Here is a 20,589-nt window from a genome sequence, read left to right as displayed (position 1 = left end):
GCAGTGCCGTAGGGCGGGCAAAGCGAGGCGTGCCCACCAATTCGCAAATCGTAGGGTGGGCACGGCGCTTCGCGCCTTTGCCCACCCTAAGATTTCAGCGTTCGCCCTCACATCGGCGGCGTCACCCCATCGCGGCCGACATTCACCCGGTTGGCCTCAAGCGAACCATCGTCCTTCTTCACCGCGCCGAAAATGATCAGCCTGGCGCCGGGCTTGAGCTCGGATTTGTCGCTGGCGACGAAGGTGACGATCGGCGTGTCCGGCGGCACCACGACTTTCTTCTCGCCGTCCTTGTACTTGACCGTGATGTTCTGGCCGTCGGTGCCCTTCACCGTCTGCGCCACGGTGGCGTTGGTCATGGTCGAGTTGGCGCGCGCATCCCAGGGACGAAAACCTTCGGCCGCGCCGCGCTGGTTTTCGGGGAAGATGTGCACCGCGATCGCCTTCTGGGTGCCGTCGGGCTCGGGCAGGCCGGTGACGCCGATATAGGAGCCGTCCTTGACCTCCGACAACGACGTCTTCACCACCGCGAAGACGGCGACGTTGTCGGTCATGCGCACCTTCACGTCGGTTCCTTCGCGGGTCTTGATGCCGAGCGTGTTGCCGTCGACGCTCTCGATGGTGCCGCGGATGCGCACCGTCGGCGTCTGCTGCGCCAGGGCAGATGACGTGACGATGCAGGCGGCGAACGCGGCCACGCCGAGGCGTGATATCCAGGTTCTCTTCGACATGTTGTTATTCTCCACTTACATCGGCGGCGTCAGGCCGTCGCGGCCGACGCTGACGCGGTTGGTTTCGAAAGAGCCGTCCGGCAGCTGCTTCATGAAGGCGATCACCTTGGCGCCGGCCTTCAGATCGGATCTGTCGCCGGGCACAAAGGTCACCACCGGCGTATTGTCGGCGACGAACACCTTTTTCTCGCCGTCCTTGTACTTGACCAGCAGCGTATGGCCGTCATTGCCGACCACGCTCTCCGACACGGTCGCATTGGTCATGCTGGAATTGGGCTTGAGGTCATAGGGTCGCGAGCCCTCGCCGGTGCCGCGCATGCTCTCCGGAAACACGTGCACCTCGACCGCGTTCGCGCCGCCGTCCGATCCCGGCACGGTGGTGGCGCCGACGAAGGAGCCGGGCTTGATGTCGGCAAGTGAAATCTTCGTAATGCCCGACACGTTCACGTCGGAGGCGATGTGCAGCTTGACATCCTCGCCGCTGCGCGCCTTGACCTGCATCGTGTCGCCATTGACGCTTTCGATCGTGCCTCGCACGCGCGTCGGCACCGGCGCCCTTTGCGCAAGGGCCGAGAGGGTCGAGACGGCCACCATCGCGACGGCGATGAGCGGACGTGTGAAAGTTGCACGTTGAACAGACATGATGGTCTCCGATTGCGCCCTATTGTCCCTACGGACATAGAACTCCGGAGATTACGCGCTATTCTCTCAAGTCTTTGTGAGATCGGCCTCGACCAGCGCACGCAGCTCGGCCGTGACCTGCGGCCGCTGGCCGAACCACAGCTCGAAGCCGCGGACCGCCTGATGCAGCAGCATGCCGAGCCCGTCGGCGGTCTTCAACCCGCGCGCCTGTGCGGCCGCCAGCAGCGGCGTCACCAGCGGGACATAGACGAGATCGGCGATCACGGCGCCATCCGGCAGGCGCGCCACTTCAAGGTCGAGTGAAGGCTGACCGTGCATGCCGAGCGAGGTCGTGTTCACGAGAAGTTTTGCACGCGGCAGAATGTGGTCGATGCCATCCCACGCAACAGGATGCACCTTCGGCCCGAACTGCCTTGCAAGCATCTCGGCCCGGCCGACGGTGCGATTGGCGAGATGGACGCGCTTGATGCCGCGTTCAAGCAACCCGAACACGATGGCGCGCGAGGAGCCGCCGGCGCCGAGCACCAGCGCCTCTTCGGCTGCGTCCCAGCCGGGCGCGCTGGCATCGAGATTGCCGATAAAGCCCTCGACGTCGGTGTTGGTCGAGCGCAGCTCGCCGTCTGCAAACCAAAGCGTGTTGGCCGCACCGACCGCTCGCGCGCGGGCATCGGGCGTCGACAGCTCGAGCACGCCTTCCTTGTGCGGGATGGTGACGTTGGCGCCGACGAAGCCGCGCAGCGACAGCCGCAGGACGAAGTCACGCAAATTATCGGGTGGAACCGCCTCGATGACATAGCCGCCCTCGATCCCGAGCGTGCGCAGCCAATAACGATGGATCAGCGGCGAGCGCGAATGCGCGGCCGGCCATCCGATCAGGCAGGCTGCGGGAGCCTTGGTCACGGTCGTCCTCCCCTGGGGTGGTTTCGGAGGCGATCCATTTCGCGTCCCGCAGGCGCTGTCAAGCGCGCGGGGCCGTCTCGGGAGAGGCTCGACGTCAGGTCGTGCCCGCCTCACCACCCGCGGGCAGCGCCGCGCCGCCCTTGATGTCGGCGACCGCACGCGCGATGGTCTCGCGATAGCGCGCGCGTGGCGGCGTGACGCCATGGGTGAGCAGCGCACGGCGGACCGCAGGCGACGCCCCTGTGATGAACAGCCGGATGCCCTGGCGGTGGGCCTTGGCGGCGACGCGGCCGAGCACGTTGGCCGCGGTCGAATCCAGGAACGGCACGTCGGCGAAATCGACCACAAAACCCTTGCGCTTGTCGGCGATGCCGTCGAGCACGCTGCCGATCGCCGAGGCCGCGCCGAAGAAGAACGCGCCGGTGATGCGATAGACCAGCACGTCGCGATCGACCGCGAGTGCGGGGTCGTAAGGCACGCGCCCGCCATTATCGTCATCGGGACGATCGGCGGCCACCAGTGGCGATCGTTCCTCGATGCCCGTCATTTCCGCCATGCGATGGATGAACAGGACCGCGCCAAGCGCGAAGCCAACCAGAATGCCCTCGGTCAGATCGCGGAAGATGGTGAGCAGGAAGGTTGCGAGCAGCACGACGGCATCGCCCCATGACGAGCGCAGGAGCGTCGCGAATTCGTGCTTCTCCGCCATGGTCCAGGCCACCACGACGAGCACGGCGGCGAGCGCGGCCAGCGGGATGTAGCTCGCGAGCGGCGCTGCGATCAGCATGAACAGCAGCAGGAAAACCGAATGCAGCATGCCCGCGAGCGGCCCCCGCGCGCCGGCGCGGATGTTGGTCGCCGTGCGCGCGATCAGCCCCGTGACACAGATGCCGCCGAACACCGCCGCGCCGACATTGGCGGCACCTTGCGCCACCAGCTCGCAATTGGAGCGGTGACGGCGTCCGGTCATGCCGTCGGCCACCACCGCCGACAGCAGCGATTCGATGGCGGCGAGCAGTGCGAAGGAGATCGCATCGGGCAGCACGGCGGTCGCCTTCGCGAGCGAGAATGCAGGCAAGGCTGGCGAGGGCAGTTCCCGCGGAATGCCGCCGAAGCGCGATCCGACGGTCTCGACCGGCAGCGACAGCACGGCACATGCGACCGCCGCGAGCACGACCGCGATCAGGATACCGGGCCAGGACGGCAGCCAGCGTCGCAGGCCGGCGATGATGGCAATGCTGACGATCGCAACCGCGACGGCCGACGGATTGACGGTGTGCAGGCCCCCGGCAAGCGCGACGAGTTTCGGGACGAATTCGCTGGGCTCCTTCGCGAGGAGCGTGATCCCGCCGAGATCGCGCAGCTGGCTGGCGAAGATGATGACGGCGATGCCGGCCGTGAAGCCAACCGTCACAGGATATGGAATGAACTTGATATAGGTGCCGATCCGCAGGAAGCCCGCAGCGATCAGGAACAGGCCCGCCATCAGCGTGGCCAGGACCACGCCGTCAACCCCGTGACGGTCGGCGGTCGCCGCAACCAGCACAATGAAGGCGCCGGCCGGACCGCCGATCTGGAATCGGCTGCCGCCGAGCAGTGACGCAATGAAGCCGCCGACAACAGCGGTGTAGAGTCCGCGGTCCGGCGTCACGCCCGAAGCGATCGCGATCGCCATCGACAACGGCAACGCGACGATCGCGACCGTGAGGCCCGCGAACACATCGGCACGGAAATCCGATAAGCCATAGCCCTCGCGCCATACGGTGACGAGCTTTGGCAGATAGAGTTCGGTAAAGGTCGGCCGACGAGGCTGGTGCAGCTTGCCTGCGTGTTCGCCTGTGATGCTCATTTCAGCAAAATGCTCCGCTGCCCACAACGCTCCGATGCATCGTGCGGCCGCGTATCGGGGCGCGACGGTGCGTTAGTTAAGACTGCTCCCGAGCATGATCATTGCGGGATCATGCTCCCACCCGACGCGGCGGCCCCGGCTCCTTGAGCCGAACGCCGCGTCCGCCGCCTTCGCTGCGCGCCTGTTCGCCGATCAGCTCGACGCCGGCGCGATCAAAGGCTTCGACCACTTTCATCAAGGTCTCGACCACGCCGCGGACATTGCCGGTGCTCGCCTCCATCCGCTGAATGGTCGGCAGCGAAACGCCTGCGAGCTCCGCCAAGGCCCTCTGGTCAATGCCGAGCAGCGCACGCGCTGCCCGCATCTGGAACGACGTGATCACCTTGGCCTCACGTATGAAAGATTATAAATGATGTCTGGAGCATGCACAATGATGTAAAATACATCAACCGAACGCAAGGGGAAGCTCGCCATGCGAGCCATCCGTCTCCACCGTCATTGCGAGGAGCGAAGCGACGAAGCAATCCAGAATTCCTCCGCGGAAAGACTGGATTGCTTCCGCCTTCGCTAAAGCTTCGGCGGACAAGTCGCTGCGCTCACACTGACGGTTGGGAGGAGCAGCGTGAGTCCAACCTTCGCCACGCCCATTGTGAAGCCCGTCACCCCACCCCTCTCCCCGTAAGAACGGCGAGAGGGAGTGAGACAGTGATGCGTCCCTTACTTCGGCAGACCGATCACGCCGCGTGCTGATGCGCTGCGATGATCTGGTCGGCGGCGCGCCCCGTGACTTCGGCCATGTGGTCGAACTGGCGGGTGAAGCTGCCGGCGCCTGCCGTGGCCGAGCGCAACTCAACGATCAATTCGCCGATCTCGGCTTCCGGCATCATGGCGCGGACGCAGTCCCATCCGCTCCAGCCGTCGCGGGTGTCAAAGCCGAGGATCTGGCCGCGCCGTGCCGACAGAATCGCATTGATCTTGGCGGTGGCGTCGGTCGGGCAGACGATCTCGACCACATGGATCGGCTCCAGCAGCACCGACTGGCATTGCGGCAGGCCCTCGGTGAGCCCGACCCGCGCCGCCGTGCGGAAGGCGAGGTCGGAGGAATCGACGCTATGATAGGAGCCGTCGGTCAGCGTCACCTGCAAATCGGTGACCGGGAAACCGAGCGGGCCGCGGGCGAGCCCGTCGATGACCCCCTCTTCCACCGCGCCGATGTAGTTGCGCGGGACCGCGCCGCCGACCACCTTCTCGGCGAACTTGAAGCCCTCGCCGCGCGGCAGCGGCCTGATGTCGAGCACGACATCGCCGAACTGGCCATGCCCGCCAGACTGTTTCTTGTGGCGGCCGCGCTGGACGATCGGCTTGCGGATGGTTTCCTGATAGCCGATCGCGGGGGGATGCGAAGCGACCTTGACGCCGAAACGATCGCGCAGCCGCTCGCTCGCGACGCGCAAGTGCATCTCGCCCTGACCCCACAGCACGGTGTCGTGGGTCTGCGCGTTCATCACGAAGACGAGCGAGGGGTCCTCCTCGTGCAGCCGCATCAGCGCCTGGCCGAGCTTGACGTCGTCCTTGCGGTCGGTGGCCGCAACCGAGATCGCGAGCACCGGCGGAGTGGGTTCTACGGCGGTTAGCGCTGCCGGCTGGATCTTGCCGCTCGAGACCGTGTCGCCGGTCTTGATCGGGTCGAGCTTGGCGAGCGCCACCGTATCGCCGGCTTCCGCCGCGGTACGCTTGGTGTCGTAGGCCCCGGTGACGGCGAGGATGCCGGAGATGCGGCTGGCCCCTCCGGAGGAGGCTTGCAGCGTGGCACCGTCGTCGAGATGGCCAGCGAGCATGCGCGTCAGCGACAGCTTGCCGCCGTGCTGCGAATGCAACGTCTTGAAGACGAAGCCGAGGGCGTCCCTCGTTTCGGGAACGCCGAGACGTTTTGCCGTTTCCGCGATACCGGGCGCCTCGTGGCGCAACGCTTTCATCAAACGCAGCACGCCGTTTTCGCGTGCGGCGGCGCCCAGCAGCACGGGGCAGATCAGCCCGTCGCGCAATTCGCGGGCGAGATCGTCGAACACGGCATCGCGCGGCGGCTGGATGTCCTCGAGCAGCTGCTCCATCAGCGCATCGTCGTGATCGGCGAGCTTCTCCAGCATCGAAAAGCGGGCCTCCTTCTCGCGATCGAGATCGCCGCCTTGGAGCGCGACCACTTCGGAGGCCTTGTGCTCGCGGTAAATGAACGCACGCTCCAGCGCGAGATCGACGAAGCCCTCGATCAGTTCGTCCTTCCAGATCGGGATCTGGCGCAGCACCAGCGGTACGCGCGAGGCGGGCTGGAGCATCTCGAGCGTCTCGCGGATGCGCTTGTTGGCGCGGTCGATCTTGTTGAGGAACAGGAAACGCGGGATCTCCAGCTCCTCCAGCTCGCGCAGGATGATCTGAAGCTGCGGCAGCTTCTTCTCGTCGGCTTCGCAGACCACGATTGCGGCATCGACCGCAGGCAGCGCGGCGCGCATGTCGTGGGCAAATTCGACGGAACCGGGACAATCGAGGAAGGTGTAGCTGTCGCCCATGAAACTCGTGGTGACGGCAGTCAGCCCGACGGTCATCTTGTGATGACGGGCCTCTGGCGTGGCGTCGCCGACGGAGGTTCCGGCATCGACGCTGCCGGCGCGCGGGATTGCGCCCGTTCGCGCCAGGATGGCTTCGAGAAGTGTGGTTTTACCGCTTTGGAAAGGGCCCACCAGCGCGATGCACCGTGGACCTCGGGGACTTCTGACGTCTTGTCCCATTCGCCGCCTCCTTGGTGTGGAGCTCGGCCCATGATTGGGTCGGCAAACGCTGATGCTCTGCCCGTCCCCGAGATTTGGCAAGCATCAAAAATCGCTGCGGTGCGTCGTCGGTATTTCCTCCTCTCCCGGAGAGAGGTTGAGGAGGAGCGCTTCGGCTGGCGCCGAGTCTCAACGTCCCGGGCGGAGTTCCAGGCTCTCGAGGCCGGCGGCGACGTTGAGGCCGACCTGGCCCTGCACGCTGAGCGGCTGGAGCGCGATCGAATTGTTGGAGCCGCCGACCAGCACGTTGCCGCCGAGACCGACACCGACCGAGGCGCTGCCCTGCGCACCGGCGTAGTTGCCGGCGAGGTCGCCCGGGCCGAGCCGGTTCACCGGCGCGAACACGCCCCACGCCAAAGCCGTCTCCTGTGTGATGCCGATATCCAGACCGACCTTGCGGATCGTCGCAACGTAACGGTCGTCCGGCAAACCATCGACGCGCAGCACGCAACCGAGATGGGTCACCGATCCCACGATGAAGCCCACGCTGGCGCCGCCGCGGCATTCGAGCACGCCCACCTGCACCATCCGCGATTGCGCGCTGGCGCCCGTAACGGAGGCGACGAGGCTCGCAACGGCAAGCCCGGCGAGGAGGAGTGAACGGCGCATGAATATCTCCGGCGATGAATGTGATGCGAGCATGGAGGCGCGGCACACGCCGCGCGATGGTCTATGCCACAACAGTTCCGGTGGCGCCAGATCGTGCAGACTTGAAAGAAAAAGGGCCCGCATTGCGCGGGCCCTTTGATGTCACTTCATGTCTGTGAGTTCAGCGCAGATTGCCGCAGAAGCGCTGGATGCGCTTGCAGGCGTCTTCGAGGTCCGAGGTCTTGGTCGCGTAGGAGATGCGGAACGCGGGGCCGAGGCCGAAGGCCGAACCCTGCACCACGGCGACGCCTTCGGTCTCCAGCAGTTCGGTGACGAACGTCTCGTCATTGTCGATCACCTTGCCCGACGGCGCGGTCTTGCCGATGGTGCCGGCGCAGGACGGATAGACGTAGAAGGCGCCCTCGGGCCGCGGGCACTCGATGCCCTTGGCCTGGTTCAGCATGGAGACGACGAGATCGCGGCGCTCCTTGAAGACCTTGTTGTTGGCGGGGATGAAGTCCTGCGGACCGTTCAGCGCCTCAACCGCGGCCCATTGCGCGATCGACGACGGGTTCGAGGTCGACTGCGACTGGATCGTCGACATCGCCTTGATGAGCTGCGCCGGACCGCCGGCATAGCCGATGCGCCAGCCGGTCATGCAATAGGCCTTCGACACGCCGTTCACGGTGAGCGTGCGGTCGTAGAGTTTCGGCTCGACCTGCGCGACCGTGGTGAACTGGAAGTCGTCATAGACGAGGTGCTCGTACATGTCGTCGGTCATCACCCACACATGCGGATGCTTGACCAGCACGTCGGTGAGCGCCTTCAGCTCGGTCCTGGTGTAGGCAGCTCCCGTCGGGTTCGACGGCGAGCACAGGATCACCCATTTGGTCTTCGGCGTGATCGCGCGCTCGAGTGCCTCGGCCTGGAGCTTGAAGCCGGTCGCGGCGGTGCAGACCACCGGCACCGGCTCGCCGCCGGCGAGCGCCACCATCTCGGGATAGCTGACCCAGTACGGCGCGGGGATGATCACCTCGTCGCCCGGATTGATGGTTGCCATCAGCGCGTTGTAGAGCACCTGCTTGCCGCCGGTGCCGACGATGATCTGGTTCGCCTTGTAGACGACGCCGTTCTCGCGCTGAAACTTGGCGATAATGGCTTCCTTCAACTCGGGAATGCCGTCGACCGCGGTGTACTTGGTCTTACCGGCTTCGATGGCGTGGATCGCGGCCAGCTTGATGTTCGCGGGCGTGTCGAAGTCGGGCTCGCCGGCGCCGAGACCGATGACGTTGCGGCCCGCCGCTTTCAGCGCACGTGCTTTATCCGTGACCGCGATGGTCGCGGACGGCTTCACACGGTCGAGCGCAGCGGCAAGGAAGGACATCGTCATCTCCTGACAAGCGTCGTGAACCCTTTGGCTTCACGACTCCGATTGTGGGAATGAACCACCCTAAAACGAGTGCCGTTGCACCGCAAGAAACTTCGGTCCGATCCCGCAAAAGTTTACGTGTCTGGCGTTTCGAGCCGCGATTTCCCGCAATATTCCGTAACTTTGCCGCGCAAACCCCTCATATCCGACAACGCGTGTCCTCGGAGCAATTTTGCGGCCTTCGCGGGCTATGAAACGAGAACGTCGTCATGCCCGGGCCTGTCTCGCCTGCGCGGCCGAAGCCGCTTCGGCGAGGCGAAGGCCCGGGGCATCCACGTTCTTCGTGCCGTGTGCAGCGCGTAGATGGCCGGGACAAGCCGGGCCATGACGATGCGGAAGCTTCAGTGCCCAAAACGCGACCGCGGTGCTCGCACACGATCGCGTCGAGCAACGCACTTGCGCGTTGACGCAAGCGTGAACTGAGTTGGATGGTCGCACGGAAATGATCTTCCGCCGCATTGCAATGCGGTAGGGTTTTCGAGTTTTTCTATTGGCCGGGTCTTGCGGCGGATTCGCATCGGCATCATTGTTTAGCCGCGTTGCGGGGCAACAAGCGCCGCGCCCTCCCGTCGTCCGGAATCATCCCCAGAATGTACAAGCTCTATTCGATGCAGCGCTCGGGCAACAGCTACAAGGTCCGCCTTGCGCTGGCGCTGCTGAACTTGCCTTACGAAGCGGTCGAGGTGGACATTCTGCGCGGCGAGAGCCGCACCCCGGACTTCCTGGCCAAGAACCCATCCGGCCAGGTGCCGCTGCTCGAGGTCGGCGACGACCGCTATCTCGCCGAGTCCAACGCCATTCTCTGGTACGTCGCCGTCGGCACGCCGCTCGCGCCGGAGAACCGCATCGATCGCGCCGACGCGCTGCAATGGATGTTCTTCGAGCAGCACGCGCTGGAGCCGAACATCGGCGCGGCCTATTTCTGGCTGTCGCTGGTGAGGGGCGGCCGCGACCTCCAGACTCATTCGCTGGAGGACTGGATGGAGCGCGGCTATGGCGCGCTCCAGGTGATGGAGAATCATCTCAGGACCAACGCCTATTTCGCCGCCCGCCAGCTCACGGTCGCCGACATCGCGCTGTACGGCTATACCCACCTCGCCGACCGCTGCGACTTCGACCTCTCGACCTTCCCGGCGATCCGGGACTGGCTGAAGCGCGTGGAAGCGGCCCCCGGCTACGTCGCAATGGACTGGCGGCCGGCCGACATCGAGGACCCCGCCAGCATCGCTGCTGGTGCCTGAGGGGCGATCACGCTCTGGCAAATAGCGGGCATAAAGGTCACCATTGCCGCAATCTCGCCATTTTCGCTCGATTGGCCGCCGCAATATTGCCGATTGCAACAGTGAAATTGTTCGATGTCGCGGGTGATTCGCTCGCGCGTTGAAGGATTTAGACCATGATTCGGGCGTCCGGCACGGCAGGCTTTCAGGGCCCACCCGCTACCGTTTCGTCTTCCCGGCTGACCAACGCGGTCGCGGCCTCGCTCGCCGTCGCCGCGCTCTCGCTGTGCCTGATCGTCACCCTGACGGTGCTGTCGACCAAGGCGACCATGGCGATGGGTCTGCCGGTCTGATTCCCGCTCATCCTGGACCCGCCTTCAAGGCGCCGCATGGCCCGCGCCGACCGGCATCGCGACAGGACGTCGATGAAATCACCTGTGGTCATCGTTGCAATCACCCTGACCGCGGCCATCCTGGTCGCGGCATCGCTGTTGATCTTCGTCGGCACGCGCAAGGGCCAGGGGACATCGAAGCTGAATGCGCCCGCGCTGCAACAACGTCTCAAGCACGCGCACTTGGTCTAAAATCATCCGAAAGCTTTGCGCGAGACCCAAAGCGCACCTTAAGCACACCGCGCGAAACCGCATCGCAATGGCGCAATCTTCGGTCAGTGTTGCCGCCTTACCTCGTTCACGAAGGAGCGAGACAGGCCCATGCGGTTGGGATGGCGTGCGATCTCCGGTCCGGCGCTGACGGCAGCGACTTTGCTGCTGACGATGTTTTTCGATCGCTTCGTCCCCGCTTCCTCCCCCGCGCCGCTGCTCGTCTGCATCGTGGCGCTCGCCGGCGCGCTCTCGGGTCCCGCTTCCGCCGTCGCCAGCGCAGCCATCGCCGTCATCGGCGCGGCACTGCTGCTCCTCAGCCGGCACGGCGTTGCAGGCCTTACCACGGCGGATATGATCCAGCTCGGCCTCCTGGCCGCGACGGCCGCGGGCACCGCAGGCATCACCGGCCTGATGCGCCAGCGGCTGCTCGGCACGTTTGCCGCCGAGCGTCGGAGTCACGCCATCGCCGCGCGGCTGTCGGCCGCGCTCGACCAGGTCGATATCGGCATCGTGCTGCTCGATGCCGAGATGCGCGCCGAATTCATCAACCGCGCGTTCCGCGATTATTTTGCGGTGCCGGACGACATCGCCGACGGCAAGCCGCCGTTCGTCGCGCTGATGTATCACGGCCGCGACACCGGCGCGTTCGAATTGCCCGAGGACGAACTCGGCACCTTCATCGCTCAGCGCATGGAGATGGTCCGGATCGGCGATGCCACGCCGATCAACATCGCCTTGCGCAATGGCGAGGTGTTGCGCTTCGTCTGTGCCGCGCTGCCCGACGGCGGCCGCATGCTGAGCTACACGCCGGTGACCGACCTCGTGCGCCACACCGATGCGCCGTCCCGCGCCGACTACTACCGCTCGCTGCGCGATCCCGCGGGCCGCAAGCTGATCCGGTATCTGCGCGTCGCGGAGTGATGCGCGATTGATCAGCACGTCCATCATCACGTATGAAGGACGCCTCATCGATCGCGGGAATTTCATATGTCGCTCACCATTCGCCCCGTCACCAGGCAGGACTACGATCAATGGCTGCCGCTGTGGGACGGCTACAACGCCTTCTACGGCCGCTCCGGTCCGACCGCGCTCTCGCCCGAAATCACGCGCGTGACATGGCAGCGCTTTTTCGATGCCTATGAGCCGGTGCACGGATTGGTCGCCGAGAGTGACGGCCGCCTGCTCGGGATGACGAATTACCTCTTTCACCGCAGCACCACCGCGATCGAGCCGTCCTGCTATCTGCAGGACCTGTTCACGACCGAGGCCGCGCGCGGCAAGGGCGTCGGCTCGGCGCTGATCCACGGCGTCTACGAGCGCGCAAAGCTCATGGGATCGCCGCGCGTGTACTGGCAGACGCACGAGACCAACGTGACGGCGCAGCGCCTGTACGACAAGGTCGCCGAGCGTTCCGGGTTCATCGTCTATCGCAAGATCTTCTGATCCTCGCGATCGCGCCGCCTGTGGATAACTCTGTCTGTCACCTGCGCGTAACATAGCGGGACTAGGCTGCAGCTGCGTCTGGTCAGCCCCCCGTCACCGATCAAGCGCCCCAAAGCGGTCCCCGTCAGTCGCCGCGTCTGACAGGGGCCGCATTTTTTTGTCGGCAGTCCTTGTCGGCAGCCTTGTCAGCATGGCAGCAACGCGGCGCACGGCTTGCTGCGGCGGGGCACCGCGGTCACAATGCGCCCCTGCCCATCTCCGACGGGGATCTCCCATGGAAATTCGCAATCTCGGCGCCTCCGGCCTGCGCGTGTCTGCGGTCGGGCTTGGCTGCAACAATTTCGGCCAGCGCACGGACCTGGAGACCTCGCGCAAGGTGATCCACGGCGCGCTCGATCTCGGCATCACGCTGTTCGACACCGCCGACATCTATGCCGGCATGGGCGGTTCGGAAACGGTGCTCGGCACCGTGCTCGGCGACCGCCGCAAGGAGATCGTGCTCGCCACCAAATTCTCCAAGCCGATGGCGGCCGACGGAACCAAGCAGGGCGCTTCGCGCCGCTACATGAACGCAGTCGAGGCAAGCCTGACGCGGCTCAAGACCGACTACATCGATCTCTATCAGCAGCACGATTACGACCCGCTGACTCCGATGGAGGAGACGCTGCGCGCGCTCGACGATCTCGTCCGTCAAGGCAAGGTGCGCTACATCGGCAATTCCAATTTTCCGGCCTGGCGCCTAGCGGAGGCCGAGTTCACCGCGCGCGCGATGAATGTCAGCCGCTTCGTCTCTTGCCAGGACGAATACAGCCTGCTGGTGCGCGACATCGAAAAGGATCTGCTGCCGGCGGCACAAGAGTACAAGCTCGGCCTGCTGCCGTTCTTCCCGCTCGCAAGCGGGCTGCTCACCGGCAAGTACCAGCGCGGCGCGGCCGCCCCGACCGATACGCGCTTCGGCAAGGTACCGGCATTACGCGACCGCTATGTCACGCCGCGCAACGAGGACATCGTCGAGAAGCTCACGGCATTTGCGAAAGCGCGCGGGCACAGCATGCTCGAGCTCGCCTTCTCCTGGCTCGCCGCGCGCCCGCAAGTGTCGAGCGTGATTGCCGGCGCCACCCGCGTCGCGCAGGTCGAGGAGAACGTGAAGGCGATTGCGTGGAAACTCGGTGCGGAGGAGATGGCGGAGATCGACAAGATCACGCTGGGCTGATCTTTGCGGCGGCGCGCGCTACTTGGCGCCGCGCCCCACCGTCTGCATCACCTCGAAGCCCTCGAACTGGGGATGGCCGAGATAGGTCGGCTTGGTGTCGCCGGCCCGCGCGTGCGCGGCACGAAAGGCATCCGATTTGGTCCAGGCCTCGAACGCCGCATGGTTCGCCCACACCGTGTGCGAGGCGTACAGCGTGTGATCCTCGAGCTCGGGGCCACGCAGCAGATGAAACTCGACGAAGCCCGGCACCTTGTCCAAATGAGTATCGCGCGAAAGCCAGACCTGTTCGAAAGCAGCCTCGGAGCCCTTGGCGACGCGGAAGCGGTTCATGGCGATGTACATGGGTGATGGTCTCCTGACGTTCGGCCGATCATGTCGTCATTCCGGGACGCGCCGCAAGGTGCGGGCCCCGGAATCGTAGGTTAAGCAACCAACCCCTTCATCGGACGTGCGCTTGCGCTATCTGGAAACACCGTCTCGGCCAGCACGCGATCCGACAGGCCGAACTGGCCCTGCAGCACGCCCTTGATCACGGAGCGCAGATCGGTGGTGGGCTTGAGGTCGCGGGCCTCGAAAAGGTTGGCGGGCTTGAGGCCGGGCCAGTCGGCGATGACGCGGCCGCCCTTCACCGCGCCGCCGGCGAGCAGCGCGATCGTTCCCGTGCCGTGATCGGTGCCGTCTGTGCCGTTGATGCGCGCGGTGCGGCCGAATTCGGTGGCGACCACGACGACGGTGTCGCGCCAGCGTTCCCCTAAGCCGCTTTCGAACTCGGCGAGCGCACCGTCGAGCCCGCCGAGCAGGAATGCGAGGCGACCGACAGGGCCGCCTTCATTGGCGTGCGTGTCCCAGCCATCGAACGCGAGCGCCGCGATGCGCGGGCCGTCGTCGGACGCCATCAGTTTTGCGGCGCCGCGCGCGACCTGCCGCATCTGCGCGACCGCGTTGCCCGGCTTCGGCTTCATGTCGTCGCCGCTCGCGGCCTTTTCCAGCGCAAGGCCCTGCGACAGCACAGCCGCCAGCGCGGGATCGCGGTGACGATAGAGCTCGACCAGACGCATTGCGGTGTCGTCATCGGCTTGCGGCAGCGCCACCGGCGCCCAGCCGACGGTCGGCGCATTGCCGCGCAGCACCAGCGGCGTGGTCGGGCCGACGGCAAGAGCACTCGACACCCGCTCGCCGCGCGGCAGCGCTTCCAGCGCGCGGTTGAGCCAACCGGATTGCACGCGCCCCGGGCCGGCATAGCCGCTTTCGAGCACGTCCTGGCCGTCGAAATGCGAGCGGTCGCGATAGGGCGTCGCGACCGCGTGGATCACCGCGGCGTGCCTGTCGCGATACATGCGTGCGAACTCAGGCATCGCCGGATGCAGCGCAAAGAAAGTATCGAGCATGATCGCGGGATGCGCACCGTCCGCCGTGAGCGCGATCGCCCCGTGCAGGCCGGCATAATCGGGATCGCCGACGGGCGCGACGGTCGAAAGCCCATCAAGCGCGCCGCGCAGGATCACCACGATCAGGCGAGGATCGCGGCCATCCGCGGCGCGCGCGAATTTCGGCAAGTAAGCCCAGGCCGCGAACGAGGCGCCGCCAAGCAGGAGGCCGCGCCGCGAGGTGAGGAGCCGGTTCTCGACGCAGTCGATCATCATCATCTCCTCTGCATTTCGGGCGACATCAACAGCAGCGCCAGCGCCTGCTGCCGCGACTCCGCGCGCTCGATGGTCCGCCGCGTTTCGATCGAGGCCGCATCCGCGGCGGCAAATTCCAACAAATCGAGCGGGTCGATGTTGGGCCCAAGCCGCGCGCCCATTTGCGCGGCAATGTCGAGCCGGAGCTTGATGCCTTCCGGCGCAGCCCAGGCGGCATTGGTGTCGGCGAAACCATTCGGGCCGGCCGGCGACCACAGCGGCTGGCCCAGCAGATTGAGGTTGTTGAGATAGGCGCCGGGATCCTCCGGCACGCGCGCGAGCAGCCGGCCGCTCGCGACCAGGAAATCATAAGGGCTGCGCATCTTCGTCAGTGGCGCCTTCCACGCCTCGTCGGAATCGACCAGTGCGGTTGCCAGCGCTTTGAGATCCCCGTCGGTCTTGATGAAGACATCGCGCAGTCGCGCCACCAGCGCCGGCGGCGGATCGTCGGCGACGAAGTGGCGGACGAATTTGGTGGCGATGAAGCTCGCGGTCGAGGGATGGCGTGCGATGTCCGCGAGGGCGGCTTCGCCTTGCGCAAGGCCGGTCGGCTCGTAGGTCTTGCCGAGCAGCATTTGCGGCCCGGGCTGGTGCGCATTGACGTTGAACACGAACGAACCGGGCGCTCCCAGCTGTCCCTGCCGGCCAGCAAAGGTCCAGCCGGTGATGATGCGCGCGAGCGAGGTGACGTCGTCCTGCGTATAGCCGCCGCCGACGCCGAGCGTATGCAGCTCCATGATCTCGCGCGCGAGATTTTCGTTCAGCCCGCGCTTGCGGTTCTGGCCCGCGCGCGAGTCCGGTCCGAGCGATTGCTGGTTGTCGAGGAAGAACAGCATCGCCGGATGCTGCTCCACCGCTTTCAGCATGTCGGCGAAACGTCCGAGCACATGCGGCCTGATCGCCTCGCGCTCGAACGCACCGGCCCAGATCCGCGCCAGCTCGCCCTTGCTGGCGGAGATGCAGAAATGGTTGGACCAGAACACGACCAGCCGTTCGGTGAAGCCGCACTCGACCAGCGTCGCGCGCTGCAACCGCGCCAGTGCCTCGGCGCGAAAGGTTTTTTGGATGACGTTGAGCGGCTGCGGGGCGGGTTTTGGGGCAGGCGGCGCGGCCGCGTTGGGCTGCATAGTGTCCGGCTTGGCCATATTGTCCGCCGGCTTGTTGTCAGCCGGCTTGTTGTCAGCCGGCTTGTTGTCAGCCGGCTTATTGTTACCGGGCTTGGCCTCGGCCATCTGGCCGGCGATCTCGGTTGCCACGGCGTTCAGCGAGAGATTGCGGCGCGGTCCGGGCCTCTCATCGGCCGGCGCTTGCAACGGCGCTTCAGTCGGCGCGCCGGCCTTCGCGGCGGCCTCGCGCGCCTGCTTGACCTGATCCTGATAGGCGAACACGGCCTGCCCGAGCTGCGGCGCGGATTGCAGGCCCGGCGCCTCCAGCAGCACACCGTTGGGACGAGTGAGTTCCACCTTCACAAAGCCGCGAGGATCGGAGGCCGCGTTGATGAGATCGCCGGATGCGCCGCCGCGGGCGCCGAAGCCGAAACGGTTGAGCGCGACGAGCGCGGCTTGCGAATCGCGGGCCATCGATATGTCCTTCGCGCGCTGCCAACCGCTTTCCCGATACGTGCGCGAGGCCTAATATACCGCAGCGGGAGATGAACCCGGCATGAAAACGACAGCCCGGCTTTTGCGCAAATCATGACAAATCGGCAAGACATTCCGGCGCAGCAACCCCGCCGCCTCGCCTGCTCTCGTTGCGGCGCCGAGTTCGGCTGCGACCTCTCCGGCACCTGCTGGTGCGCGGAAGAAACGGCGCGGCTGCCGATGCCGGTCAAGGGCGAGGATTGCTTGTGCCGGGAGTGCTTGCGTGCGGCGGCGGAGGCAACATAACCCTCCGCGTCCGCGGTATGGGTCCTAGCTTTCGCCAGGACGACGTTGAGGAGAGACGGCTCGCGACAACTACACTGGATGCCCCGGGGACTTCCGTGCCATGCCGTCGAACGCATCCAGCAGCTTTTCGCGCCAGGCGTAAACCGGGTCGTCCGCTTCCAGCAGCTTGAACGGGCTCGTCGCGCGCGCCCACTGAAAACCGCCGAACACGATGTAGTCGGCATAGTTCGGTGCGGCGCCGCCGATGAAGGGCTGCTTCTTGAGGGTCTGCCGCATCACCTCGAGCGATTTGCGGAAGGCGACCACGCCGGCATCGCGGCTGGCCATGATCTCTTCCAGCCTCTTGCCGCCGAAACGGGCCTCGCGCGACTGGCGGAAATAGGCGGCGTCGACCTCATCCAGATTGTTGGGAATGTCGGCGATGATCAATGGAAAGATGTCGCCGACGATGGCGATGTCGCCCCAGACATTGAGCATGCGTGCCATGGCGCGCCCGCCCTCGCCGCCAAACAGCGACGGACGATCCGGAAACTTGTCTTCGAGATAGATCGCGATCGTCCAGGAATCGACCACCGGCTGGTCGTGATGCAGCAGCACCGGAACCTTCTCCGAGCCATGTGGCGCGATCGCGCTCTTCTCGGTGAAGCGCCAGGGCAACGTTTCCGCCGAAAGGCCCTTGTGCGCCAGCGCCATTCGCGTGCGCCAGCAGAACGGGCTGAACGGTCGCGAGGCGTCTGTGCCGACGAGTTCGAAGAGTTTGAGCGACATGAAAGGGTCTCCCGGTATTCCGTCATTGCACGCGAAGCGAAGCAATCCAGGACTGCCGCCGCGGAAGCATTCTGGATTGCTTCGCTTGCGCTCGCAACGACGGATGTGGAGAGCTAGCGCCCGTTCGTGCGCAGCAGCCTCTCGCCGTCCTCCGTCACCGCGATCACCAGCCCCATTCCGGGCAGCGTCTCGCGCGCGACATAGCCGCGGTCGGCGGCGTCTTCCCAGATGGTGAGGCGCGGGCACGACGTCTTCCAGGTCGCGATCACCTCGGCATAGGCGCGGGGCTCGCGCGCAACCCACTCGACGAAGTCCAGCACCAGCGGGTCGGCAGTCTCGCTCATTGCAAACCTCCCTTGTCGAAGGCTGCCAGCACCGGCGTGCGGACCAGCAGCCAGCTGCCATAGGCGATATAGTAGCAGGCGATGGTGGTGATCAGCTTCATCGACCAGGCCACGAATTGCTGATCGGTCATGGCTTCGAGGATGCGCCGCGCCAGCGTGGTGCCGAGCATGGATGCTGCGATCGCGACGGCCGCGAGCACGGGATCGAGCGTCGCCGCCTGGTCGATCACGCCGCCGAAATAGATCAGCTTGCTGAAATGGCTGACGAGCTGGCACATCGCCTTGGTCGCCACCTTCTCGCGCCGGCCGAAATCGCCGCCGAGGAAGAAGGTGTCGAGCAGCGGCCCCGACACGCCGGTCATCAGCATGAGGCCCATGCAGATCGTGCCGTAGACGGTGCCCTGCCAGAGACGGTCGGGATCCGGCTTGATGTTGGCGGGCAGCAGCCGGGCCATGAACGGCGTGATCCCGAGCAGCAGCAGCGCGACCGGCTTGTCCGGTACGTAGCGCGTGAGCGACCACGCCGCGAGCGCGACGGCCGCGCCGACCATATAGTTCGCGACCGGGCGCCAGCGGATATGCGTCCGCCAGAGAAAGGCGCGCCAGCCGTTCGAGGTCATCTGCGTGATCGCATGCAGCACCATCGCGGTCGGCAGCGGCATCAAGGCCAGCAGCACGCCGATCAGGATCAGCCCGCCCGCCATGCCGAACAGCCCCGACAGGAACGCGGTGCCGACCATCAGCAATCCAAGGGCAGCGATCATGATGGGCGTCACGTAAAAATCTCCCGACCTTCTCCCCGCTCGCGGCGCGAAGCGAAGGAAACGTGCCCCGCTTGCCCCGTCTACGCAAACTGAGTTATCTTGGCCTGGCATCAGCTTTCCTGAGGGTCGGTCATTTGCGGCGCTTGCTGTTTCTCAACGGCATCAAGGCATTCGAGGCCGCGGCGCGGGCCGGCAGCTTTGCCGCGGCCGGCCTCGAGCTGAGCGTATCGGCAGCCGCCGTGAGCCGCATGGTGCACATCCTGGAAGAACGGCTCGGCGTCGCGCTGTTCGAGCGCAAGGCCAACAAGCTGCTGCTGACGCAGGCGGGCCGCGCCTATCAGAGCGGGCTGACGCCGATCTTCGATGCGCTCGCAAGCCTCACCGCGCAGGTGACGGCGCCCTCGAGCGTCCGCGTGCTCACCATCGGCATCGGCCACACCTTTGCGATGCGCTGGCTGATCCCGCGCCTGTCGGAGTTTCGCAGCGAAGAGCCCGACATCGAGGTGCGCTTCACCACCGGCGGCGCGTCGGTGCCGTTCGGCGAGGACTGGAGCTGCGGCATCCAGCTCGGCACCGGCGACTGGCCGGGGCTGGTGGCCGAACCGCTGTTCGCCGGCGACCTCACGCCGGTCTGCGTGCCCCGCCTCGCCTCCTCGCTGAAGCGCCCGGCCGATCTCAAGGCACCGAGCCTGATCCGCGTCGCGCATTCGCCCGAGGACTGGCCGATCTGGCTCAAGGCCGCAAACCTCGCGCGCGTCAACGCGCGGGGACCGGAGTTCCAGTTCTACGGCCAGGCGCTTCAGGCTGCCGCCGACGGGCTCGGAATCGCCATGGGCATCCGACCCTATATCGACGACGACCTCGCCGCCGGCCGGTTGGTGGCGCCATTCGAGCTCTCGGTGCCGAAGGGCATGCGCTGGTACCTGCTCTATCGCAGCTTCCAGACCGAGCAGCGCGACTTTGCCGCGTTCCGCCGGTGGATCATGCGCGCGGCGTCGGAACCCGCCGCCCGTCCCGTCCGGCGGCCCGGCCGCACCAGCGCGCGGAACTGACGCTGCTATCGGACTTTGGCAAAAAAAGCCCGCCGCTTGTGAACGGCTTCACATCCTGAAATCCGCAAACGTGGTCCCCTGACCCTCCAACAAGGCGCTCGAATAAAACATTTTGGGGACTGCAATGACGACCCTTTACGACGGCTTTGACATCGAATCCTTCGAAGCTGGCCAGGGGCTGTGGCACGCCCGGATCCGGCGTGCCGATTTCAGCCCGGTTGCCATCGACGGCGTGCTGTTTCCGGCCATGGAAGTCGGCTTCGCCTGGCCTGATCCCGATGCCGCGATTGCCCATGCCAAGCACCACATCGATCGCTTCCGCCGGCGGGCCGACGACAGCGACGACGAATAAGCGAGCGGGACTGCAGGCGAACCAAGGAACGGCGCAGGGTCAAAGGGGGAAATCGGTCATGTCAGTCATCGAATTCGAAGACACGCCGCGGCCGAGGATTTACACCCGCAATGTGTTGTCCAGCTGCCCGGAATGCGAGGGCGATCTCACGGTGCTCCGCGTGATCGGCGGCCGTGCCGGATGCGAGTATTGGACCATGCGCTGCACCGATTGCGGCGGCATCCATCTCGACATCCTCGAGCCGCGTCAGGCAGCCGGGGACGATGAGGGACCGCTGCCGGCGGCCTGATCGCAAGATC

General features: G+C 65.7%; 24 protein-coding genes. 10 read left to right on the top strand and 14 right to left on the bottom strand.

Annotated features, from left to right (window positions below):
• Positions 1-107: 107 nt before the first annotated feature.
• The 8 genes from IVB13_RS14225 to IVB13_RS14190 form a co-directional block, all read right to left on the bottom strand.
• Positions 108-731 (bottom strand): hypothetical protein, encoded by a 624-nt coding sequence (locus tag IVB13_RS14225; protein WP_247489271.1) that lies wholly within the window; start codon positions 729-731, stop codon positions 108-110.
• 15 nt (positions 732-746) lie between these two features.
• Entirely contained in the window at positions 747-1,373 is a 627-nt protein-coding gene (locus IVB13_RS14220) for a hypothetical protein (RefSeq protein WP_247489269.1), read from the bottom strand.
• 66 nt (positions 1,374-1,439) lie between these two features.
• Positions 1,440-2,273: a shikimate dehydrogenase gene (locus tag IVB13_RS14215; protein WP_204512354.1), complete on the bottom strand. Its 834-nt coding sequence runs from the start codon at positions 2,271-2,273 to the stop codon at positions 1,440-1,442.
• A gap of 94 nt (positions 2,274-2,367) precedes the next feature.
• On the bottom strand, positions 2,368-4,122 hold the full coding sequence (locus IVB13_RS14210; RefSeq protein ID WP_018453548.1) for a SulP family inorganic anion transporter: 1,755 nt from the start codon (positions 4,120-4,122) through the stop codon (positions 2,368-2,370).
• Positions 4,123-4,231: 109 nt separating this feature from the next.
• Entirely contained in the window at positions 4,232-4,504 is a 273-nt protein-coding gene (locus tag IVB13_RS14205; protein WP_007614761.1) for a helix-turn-helix transcriptional regulator, read from the bottom strand.
• Positions 4,505-4,856: 352 nt separating this feature from the next.
• On the bottom strand, positions 4,857-6,905 hold the full coding sequence (locus IVB13_RS14200) for an elongation factor G (protein WP_026232552.1): 2,049 nt from the start codon (positions 6,903-6,905) through the stop codon (positions 4,857-4,859).
• A gap of 168 nt (positions 6,906-7,073) precedes the next feature.
• Positions 7,074-7,553 (bottom strand): DUF992 domain-containing protein, encoded by a 480-nt coding sequence (locus IVB13_RS14195; protein WP_026232551.1) that lies wholly within the window; start codon positions 7,551-7,553, stop codon positions 7,074-7,076.
• Positions 7,554-7,713: 160 nt separating this feature from the next.
• Positions 7,714-8,916, bottom strand: coding sequence for a pyridoxal phosphate-dependent aminotransferase (locus tag IVB13_RS14190; protein ID WP_007596745.1), 1,203 nt, complete (start codon positions 8,914-8,916; stop codon positions 7,714-7,716).
• 635 nt (positions 8,917-9,551) lie between these two features.
• Between IVB13_RS14190 and IVB13_RS14185 the strand changes: the two genes are divergently transcribed.
• The 6 genes from IVB13_RS14185 to IVB13_RS14160 all read left to right on the top strand — a co-directional run bounded on the left by IVB13_RS14185 (position 9,552) and on the right by IVB13_RS14160 (position 13,442).
• Positions 9,552-10,202, top strand: a complete 651-nt coding sequence (locus IVB13_RS14185) for a glutathione S-transferase family protein (RefSeq protein WP_018453545.1) — start codon at positions 9,552-9,554, stop codon at positions 10,200-10,202.
• Between the two features lie 155 nt (positions 10,203-10,357).
• On the top strand, positions 10,358-10,534 hold the full coding sequence (locus IVB13_RS14180) for a hypothetical protein (protein WP_007614766.1): 177 nt from the start codon (positions 10,358-10,360) through the stop codon (positions 10,532-10,534).
• 36 nt (positions 10,535-10,570) lie between these two features.
• Positions 10,571-10,765 carry a hypothetical protein gene (locus IVB13_RS14175; RefSeq protein ID WP_018453544.1) on the top strand — a complete coding sequence of 65 codons (195 nt, stop codon included), beginning with the start codon at positions 10,571-10,573 and terminating at the stop codon, positions 10,763-10,765.
• Between the two features lie 129 nt (positions 10,766-10,894).
• A complete protein-coding gene (locus tag IVB13_RS14170) occupies positions 10,895-11,707 on the top strand; it encodes a PAS-domain containing protein (protein WP_247489267.1) in 813 nt (270 codons plus the stop codon).
• A gap of 66 nt (positions 11,708-11,773) precedes the next feature.
• Positions 11,774-12,229 (top strand): GNAT family N-acetyltransferase, encoded by a 456-nt coding sequence (locus IVB13_RS14165; RefSeq protein ID WP_018453542.1) that lies wholly within the window; start codon positions 11,774-11,776, stop codon positions 12,227-12,229.
• A 274-nt stretch (positions 12,230-12,503) separates the two neighbouring features.
• Entirely contained in the window at positions 12,504-13,442 is a 939-nt protein-coding gene (locus tag IVB13_RS14160; RefSeq protein ID WP_247489265.1) for an aldo/keto reductase, read from the top strand.
• Between the two features lie 18 nt (positions 13,443-13,460).
• On the opposite strand, the gene IVB13_RS14155 is transcribed toward IVB13_RS14160, so the two are convergent.
• The 3 genes from IVB13_RS14155 to IVB13_RS14145 all read right to left on the bottom strand — a co-directional run bounded on the left by IVB13_RS14155 (position 13,461) and on the right by IVB13_RS14145 (position 16,704).
• On the bottom strand, positions 13,461-13,784 hold the full coding sequence (locus IVB13_RS14155) for an antibiotic biosynthesis monooxygenase (protein ID WP_007596764.1): 324 nt from the start codon (positions 13,782-13,784) through the stop codon (positions 13,461-13,463).
• Between the two features lie 80 nt (positions 13,785-13,864).
• Complete coding sequence (locus IVB13_RS14150; protein ID WP_026232550.1) at positions 13,865-15,082, bottom strand: DUF1501 domain-containing protein; 1,218 nt, start codon at positions 15,080-15,082, stop codon at positions 13,865-13,867.
• Between the two features lie 2 nt (positions 15,083-15,084).
• The gene (locus IVB13_RS14145) at positions 15,085-16,704 is read right to left on the bottom strand and encodes a DUF1800 family protein (RefSeq protein WP_247489263.1); all 1,620 of its coding nucleotides are present in this window, start codon (positions 16,702-16,704) and stop codon (positions 15,085-15,087) included.
• Between the two features lie 114 nt (positions 16,705-16,818).
• On the opposite strand from IVB13_RS14145, the gene IVB13_RS14140 reads away from it, so the two are divergent.
• The gene (locus tag IVB13_RS14140; protein WP_247489261.1) at positions 16,819-17,010 is read left to right on the top strand and encodes a cysteine-rich CWC family protein; all 192 of its coding nucleotides are present in this window, start codon (positions 16,819-16,821) and stop codon (positions 17,008-17,010) included.
• A 69-nt stretch (positions 17,011-17,079) separates the two neighbouring features.
• On the opposite strand, the gene IVB13_RS14135 is transcribed toward IVB13_RS14140, so the two are convergent.
• The 3 genes from IVB13_RS14135 to IVB13_RS14125 all read right to left on the bottom strand — a co-directional run bounded on the left by IVB13_RS14135 (position 17,080) and on the right by IVB13_RS14125 (position 18,898).
• Positions 17,080-17,778 (bottom strand): glutathione S-transferase family protein, encoded by a 699-nt coding sequence (locus tag IVB13_RS14135; protein ID WP_247489259.1) that lies wholly within the window; start codon positions 17,776-17,778, stop codon positions 17,080-17,082.
• Positions 17,779-17,891: 113 nt separating this feature from the next.
• A complete protein-coding gene (locus IVB13_RS14130; protein WP_018453537.1) occupies positions 17,892-18,122 on the bottom strand; it encodes a hypothetical protein in 231 nt (76 codons plus the stop codon).
• The gene (locus tag IVB13_RS14125) at positions 18,119-18,898 is read right to left on the bottom strand and encodes a sulfite exporter TauE/SafE family protein (RefSeq protein ID WP_026232549.1); all 780 of its coding nucleotides are present in this window, start codon (positions 18,896-18,898) and stop codon (positions 18,119-18,121) included. The genes IVB13_RS14130 and IVB13_RS14125 overlap by 4 nt, the downstream gene beginning before the upstream one ends.
• 122 nt (positions 18,899-19,020) lie before the next feature.
• Between IVB13_RS14125 and IVB13_RS14120 the strand changes: the two genes are divergently transcribed.
• The 3 genes from IVB13_RS14120 to IVB13_RS14110 all read left to right on the top strand — a co-directional run bounded on the left by IVB13_RS14120 (position 19,021) and on the right by IVB13_RS14110 (position 20,579).
• Complete coding sequence (locus tag IVB13_RS14120) at positions 19,021-19,938, top strand: LysR substrate-binding domain-containing protein (protein WP_018453535.1); 918 nt, start codon at positions 19,021-19,023, stop codon at positions 19,936-19,938.
• Between the two features lie 124 nt (positions 19,939-20,062).
• Positions 20,063-20,290, top strand: a complete 228-nt coding sequence (locus tag IVB13_RS14115; RefSeq protein ID WP_007596778.1) for a hypothetical protein — start codon at positions 20,063-20,065, stop codon at positions 20,288-20,290.
• Between the two features lie 58 nt (positions 20,291-20,348).
• Positions 20,349-20,579 (top strand): hypothetical protein, encoded by a 231-nt coding sequence (locus IVB13_RS14110; RefSeq protein ID WP_018453534.1) that lies wholly within the window; start codon positions 20,349-20,351, stop codon positions 20,577-20,579.
• Positions 20,580-20,589: the final 10 nt, after the last annotated feature.

Source organism: Bradyrhizobium sp. 17 (genome assembly GCF_023073515.1).
Lineage (GTDB): Bacteria > Pseudomonadota > Alphaproteobacteria > Rhizobiales > Xanthobacteraceae > Bradyrhizobium > Bradyrhizobium canariense_D.
The sequence above is the reverse complement of the archived record's forward strand: the minus strand, read 5'-3'. Positions and strand labels throughout refer to the sequence as shown.

What these genes read in the sequence shown, in the direction of transcription:
- IVB13_RS14225 (WP_247489271.1), bottom strand. Translation starts at nt 731, where the DNA reads ATGTCGAAGAGAACCTGGATATCACGCCTCGGCGTGGCCGCGTTCGCC.
- IVB13_RS14220 (WP_247489269.1), bottom strand. Translation starts at nt 1,373, where the DNA reads ATGTCTGTTCAACGTGCAACTTTCACACGTCCGCTCATCGCCGTCGCG.
- IVB13_RS14210 (WP_018453548.1), bottom strand. Translation starts at nt 4,122, where the DNA reads ATGAGCATCACAGGCGAACACGCAGGCAAGCTGCACCAGCCTCGTCGG.
- IVB13_RS14200 (WP_026232552.1), bottom strand. Translation starts at nt 6,905, where the DNA reads ATGGGACAAGACGTCAGAAGTCCCCGAGGTCCACGGTGCATCGCGCTG.
- IVB13_RS14195 (WP_026232551.1), bottom strand. Translation starts at nt 7,553, where the DNA reads ATGCGCCGTTCACTCCTCCTCGCCGGGCTTGCCGTTGCGAGCCTCGTC.
- IVB13_RS14190 (WP_007596745.1), bottom strand. Translation starts at nt 8,916, where the DNA reads ATGTCCTTCCTTGCCGCTGCGCTCGACCGTGTGAAGCCGTCCGCGACC.
- IVB13_RS14185 (WP_018453545.1), top strand. Translation starts at nt 9,552, where the DNA reads ATGTACAAGCTCTATTCGATGCAGCGCTCGGGCAACAGCTACAAGGTC.
- IVB13_RS14180 (WP_007614766.1), top strand. Translation starts at nt 10,358, where the DNA reads ATGATTCGGGCGTCCGGCACGGCAGGCTTTCAGGGCCCACCCGCTACC.
- IVB13_RS14175 (WP_018453544.1), top strand. Translation starts at nt 10,571, where the DNA reads ATGGCCCGCGCCGACCGGCATCGCGACAGGACGTCGATGAAATCACCT.
- IVB13_RS14170 (WP_247489267.1), top strand. Translation starts at nt 10,895, where the DNA reads ATGCGGTTGGGATGGCGTGCGATCTCCGGTCCGGCGCTGACGGCAGCG.
- IVB13_RS14165 (WP_018453542.1), top strand. Translation starts at nt 11,774, where the DNA reads ATGTCGCTCACCATTCGCCCCGTCACCAGGCAGGACTACGATCAATGG.
- IVB13_RS14160 (WP_247489265.1), top strand. Translation starts at nt 12,504, where the DNA reads ATGGAAATTCGCAATCTCGGCGCCTCCGGCCTGCGCGTGTCTGCGGTC.
- IVB13_RS14155 (WP_007596764.1), bottom strand. Translation starts at nt 13,784, where the DNA reads ATGTACATCGCCATGAACCGCTTCCGCGTCGCCAAGGGCTCCGAGGCT.
- IVB13_RS14150 (WP_026232550.1), bottom strand. Translation starts at nt 15,082, where the DNA reads ATGATCGACTGCGTCGAGAACCGGCTCCTCACCTCGCGGCGCGGCCTC.
- IVB13_RS14145 (WP_247489263.1), bottom strand. Translation starts at nt 16,704, where the DNA reads ATGGCCCGCGATTCGCAAGCCGCGCTCGTCGCGCTCAACCGTTTCGGC.
- IVB13_RS14140 (WP_247489261.1), top strand. Translation starts at nt 16,819, where the DNA reads ATGACAAATCGGCAAGACATTCCGGCGCAGCAACCCCGCCGCCTCGCC.
- IVB13_RS14135 (WP_247489259.1), bottom strand. Translation starts at nt 17,778, where the DNA reads ATGTCGCTCAAACTCTTCGAACTCGTCGGCACAGACGCCTCGCGACCG.
- IVB13_RS14130 (WP_018453537.1), bottom strand. Translation starts at nt 18,122, where the DNA reads ATGAGCGAGACTGCCGACCCGCTGGTGCTGGACTTCGTCGAGTGGGTT.
- IVB13_RS14115 (WP_007596778.1), top strand. Translation starts at nt 20,063, where the DNA reads ATGACGACCCTTTACGACGGCTTTGACATCGAATCCTTCGAAGCTGGC.
- IVB13_RS14110 (WP_018453534.1), top strand. Translation starts at nt 20,349, where the DNA reads ATGTCAGTCATCGAATTCGAAGACACGCCGCGGCCGAGGATTTACACC.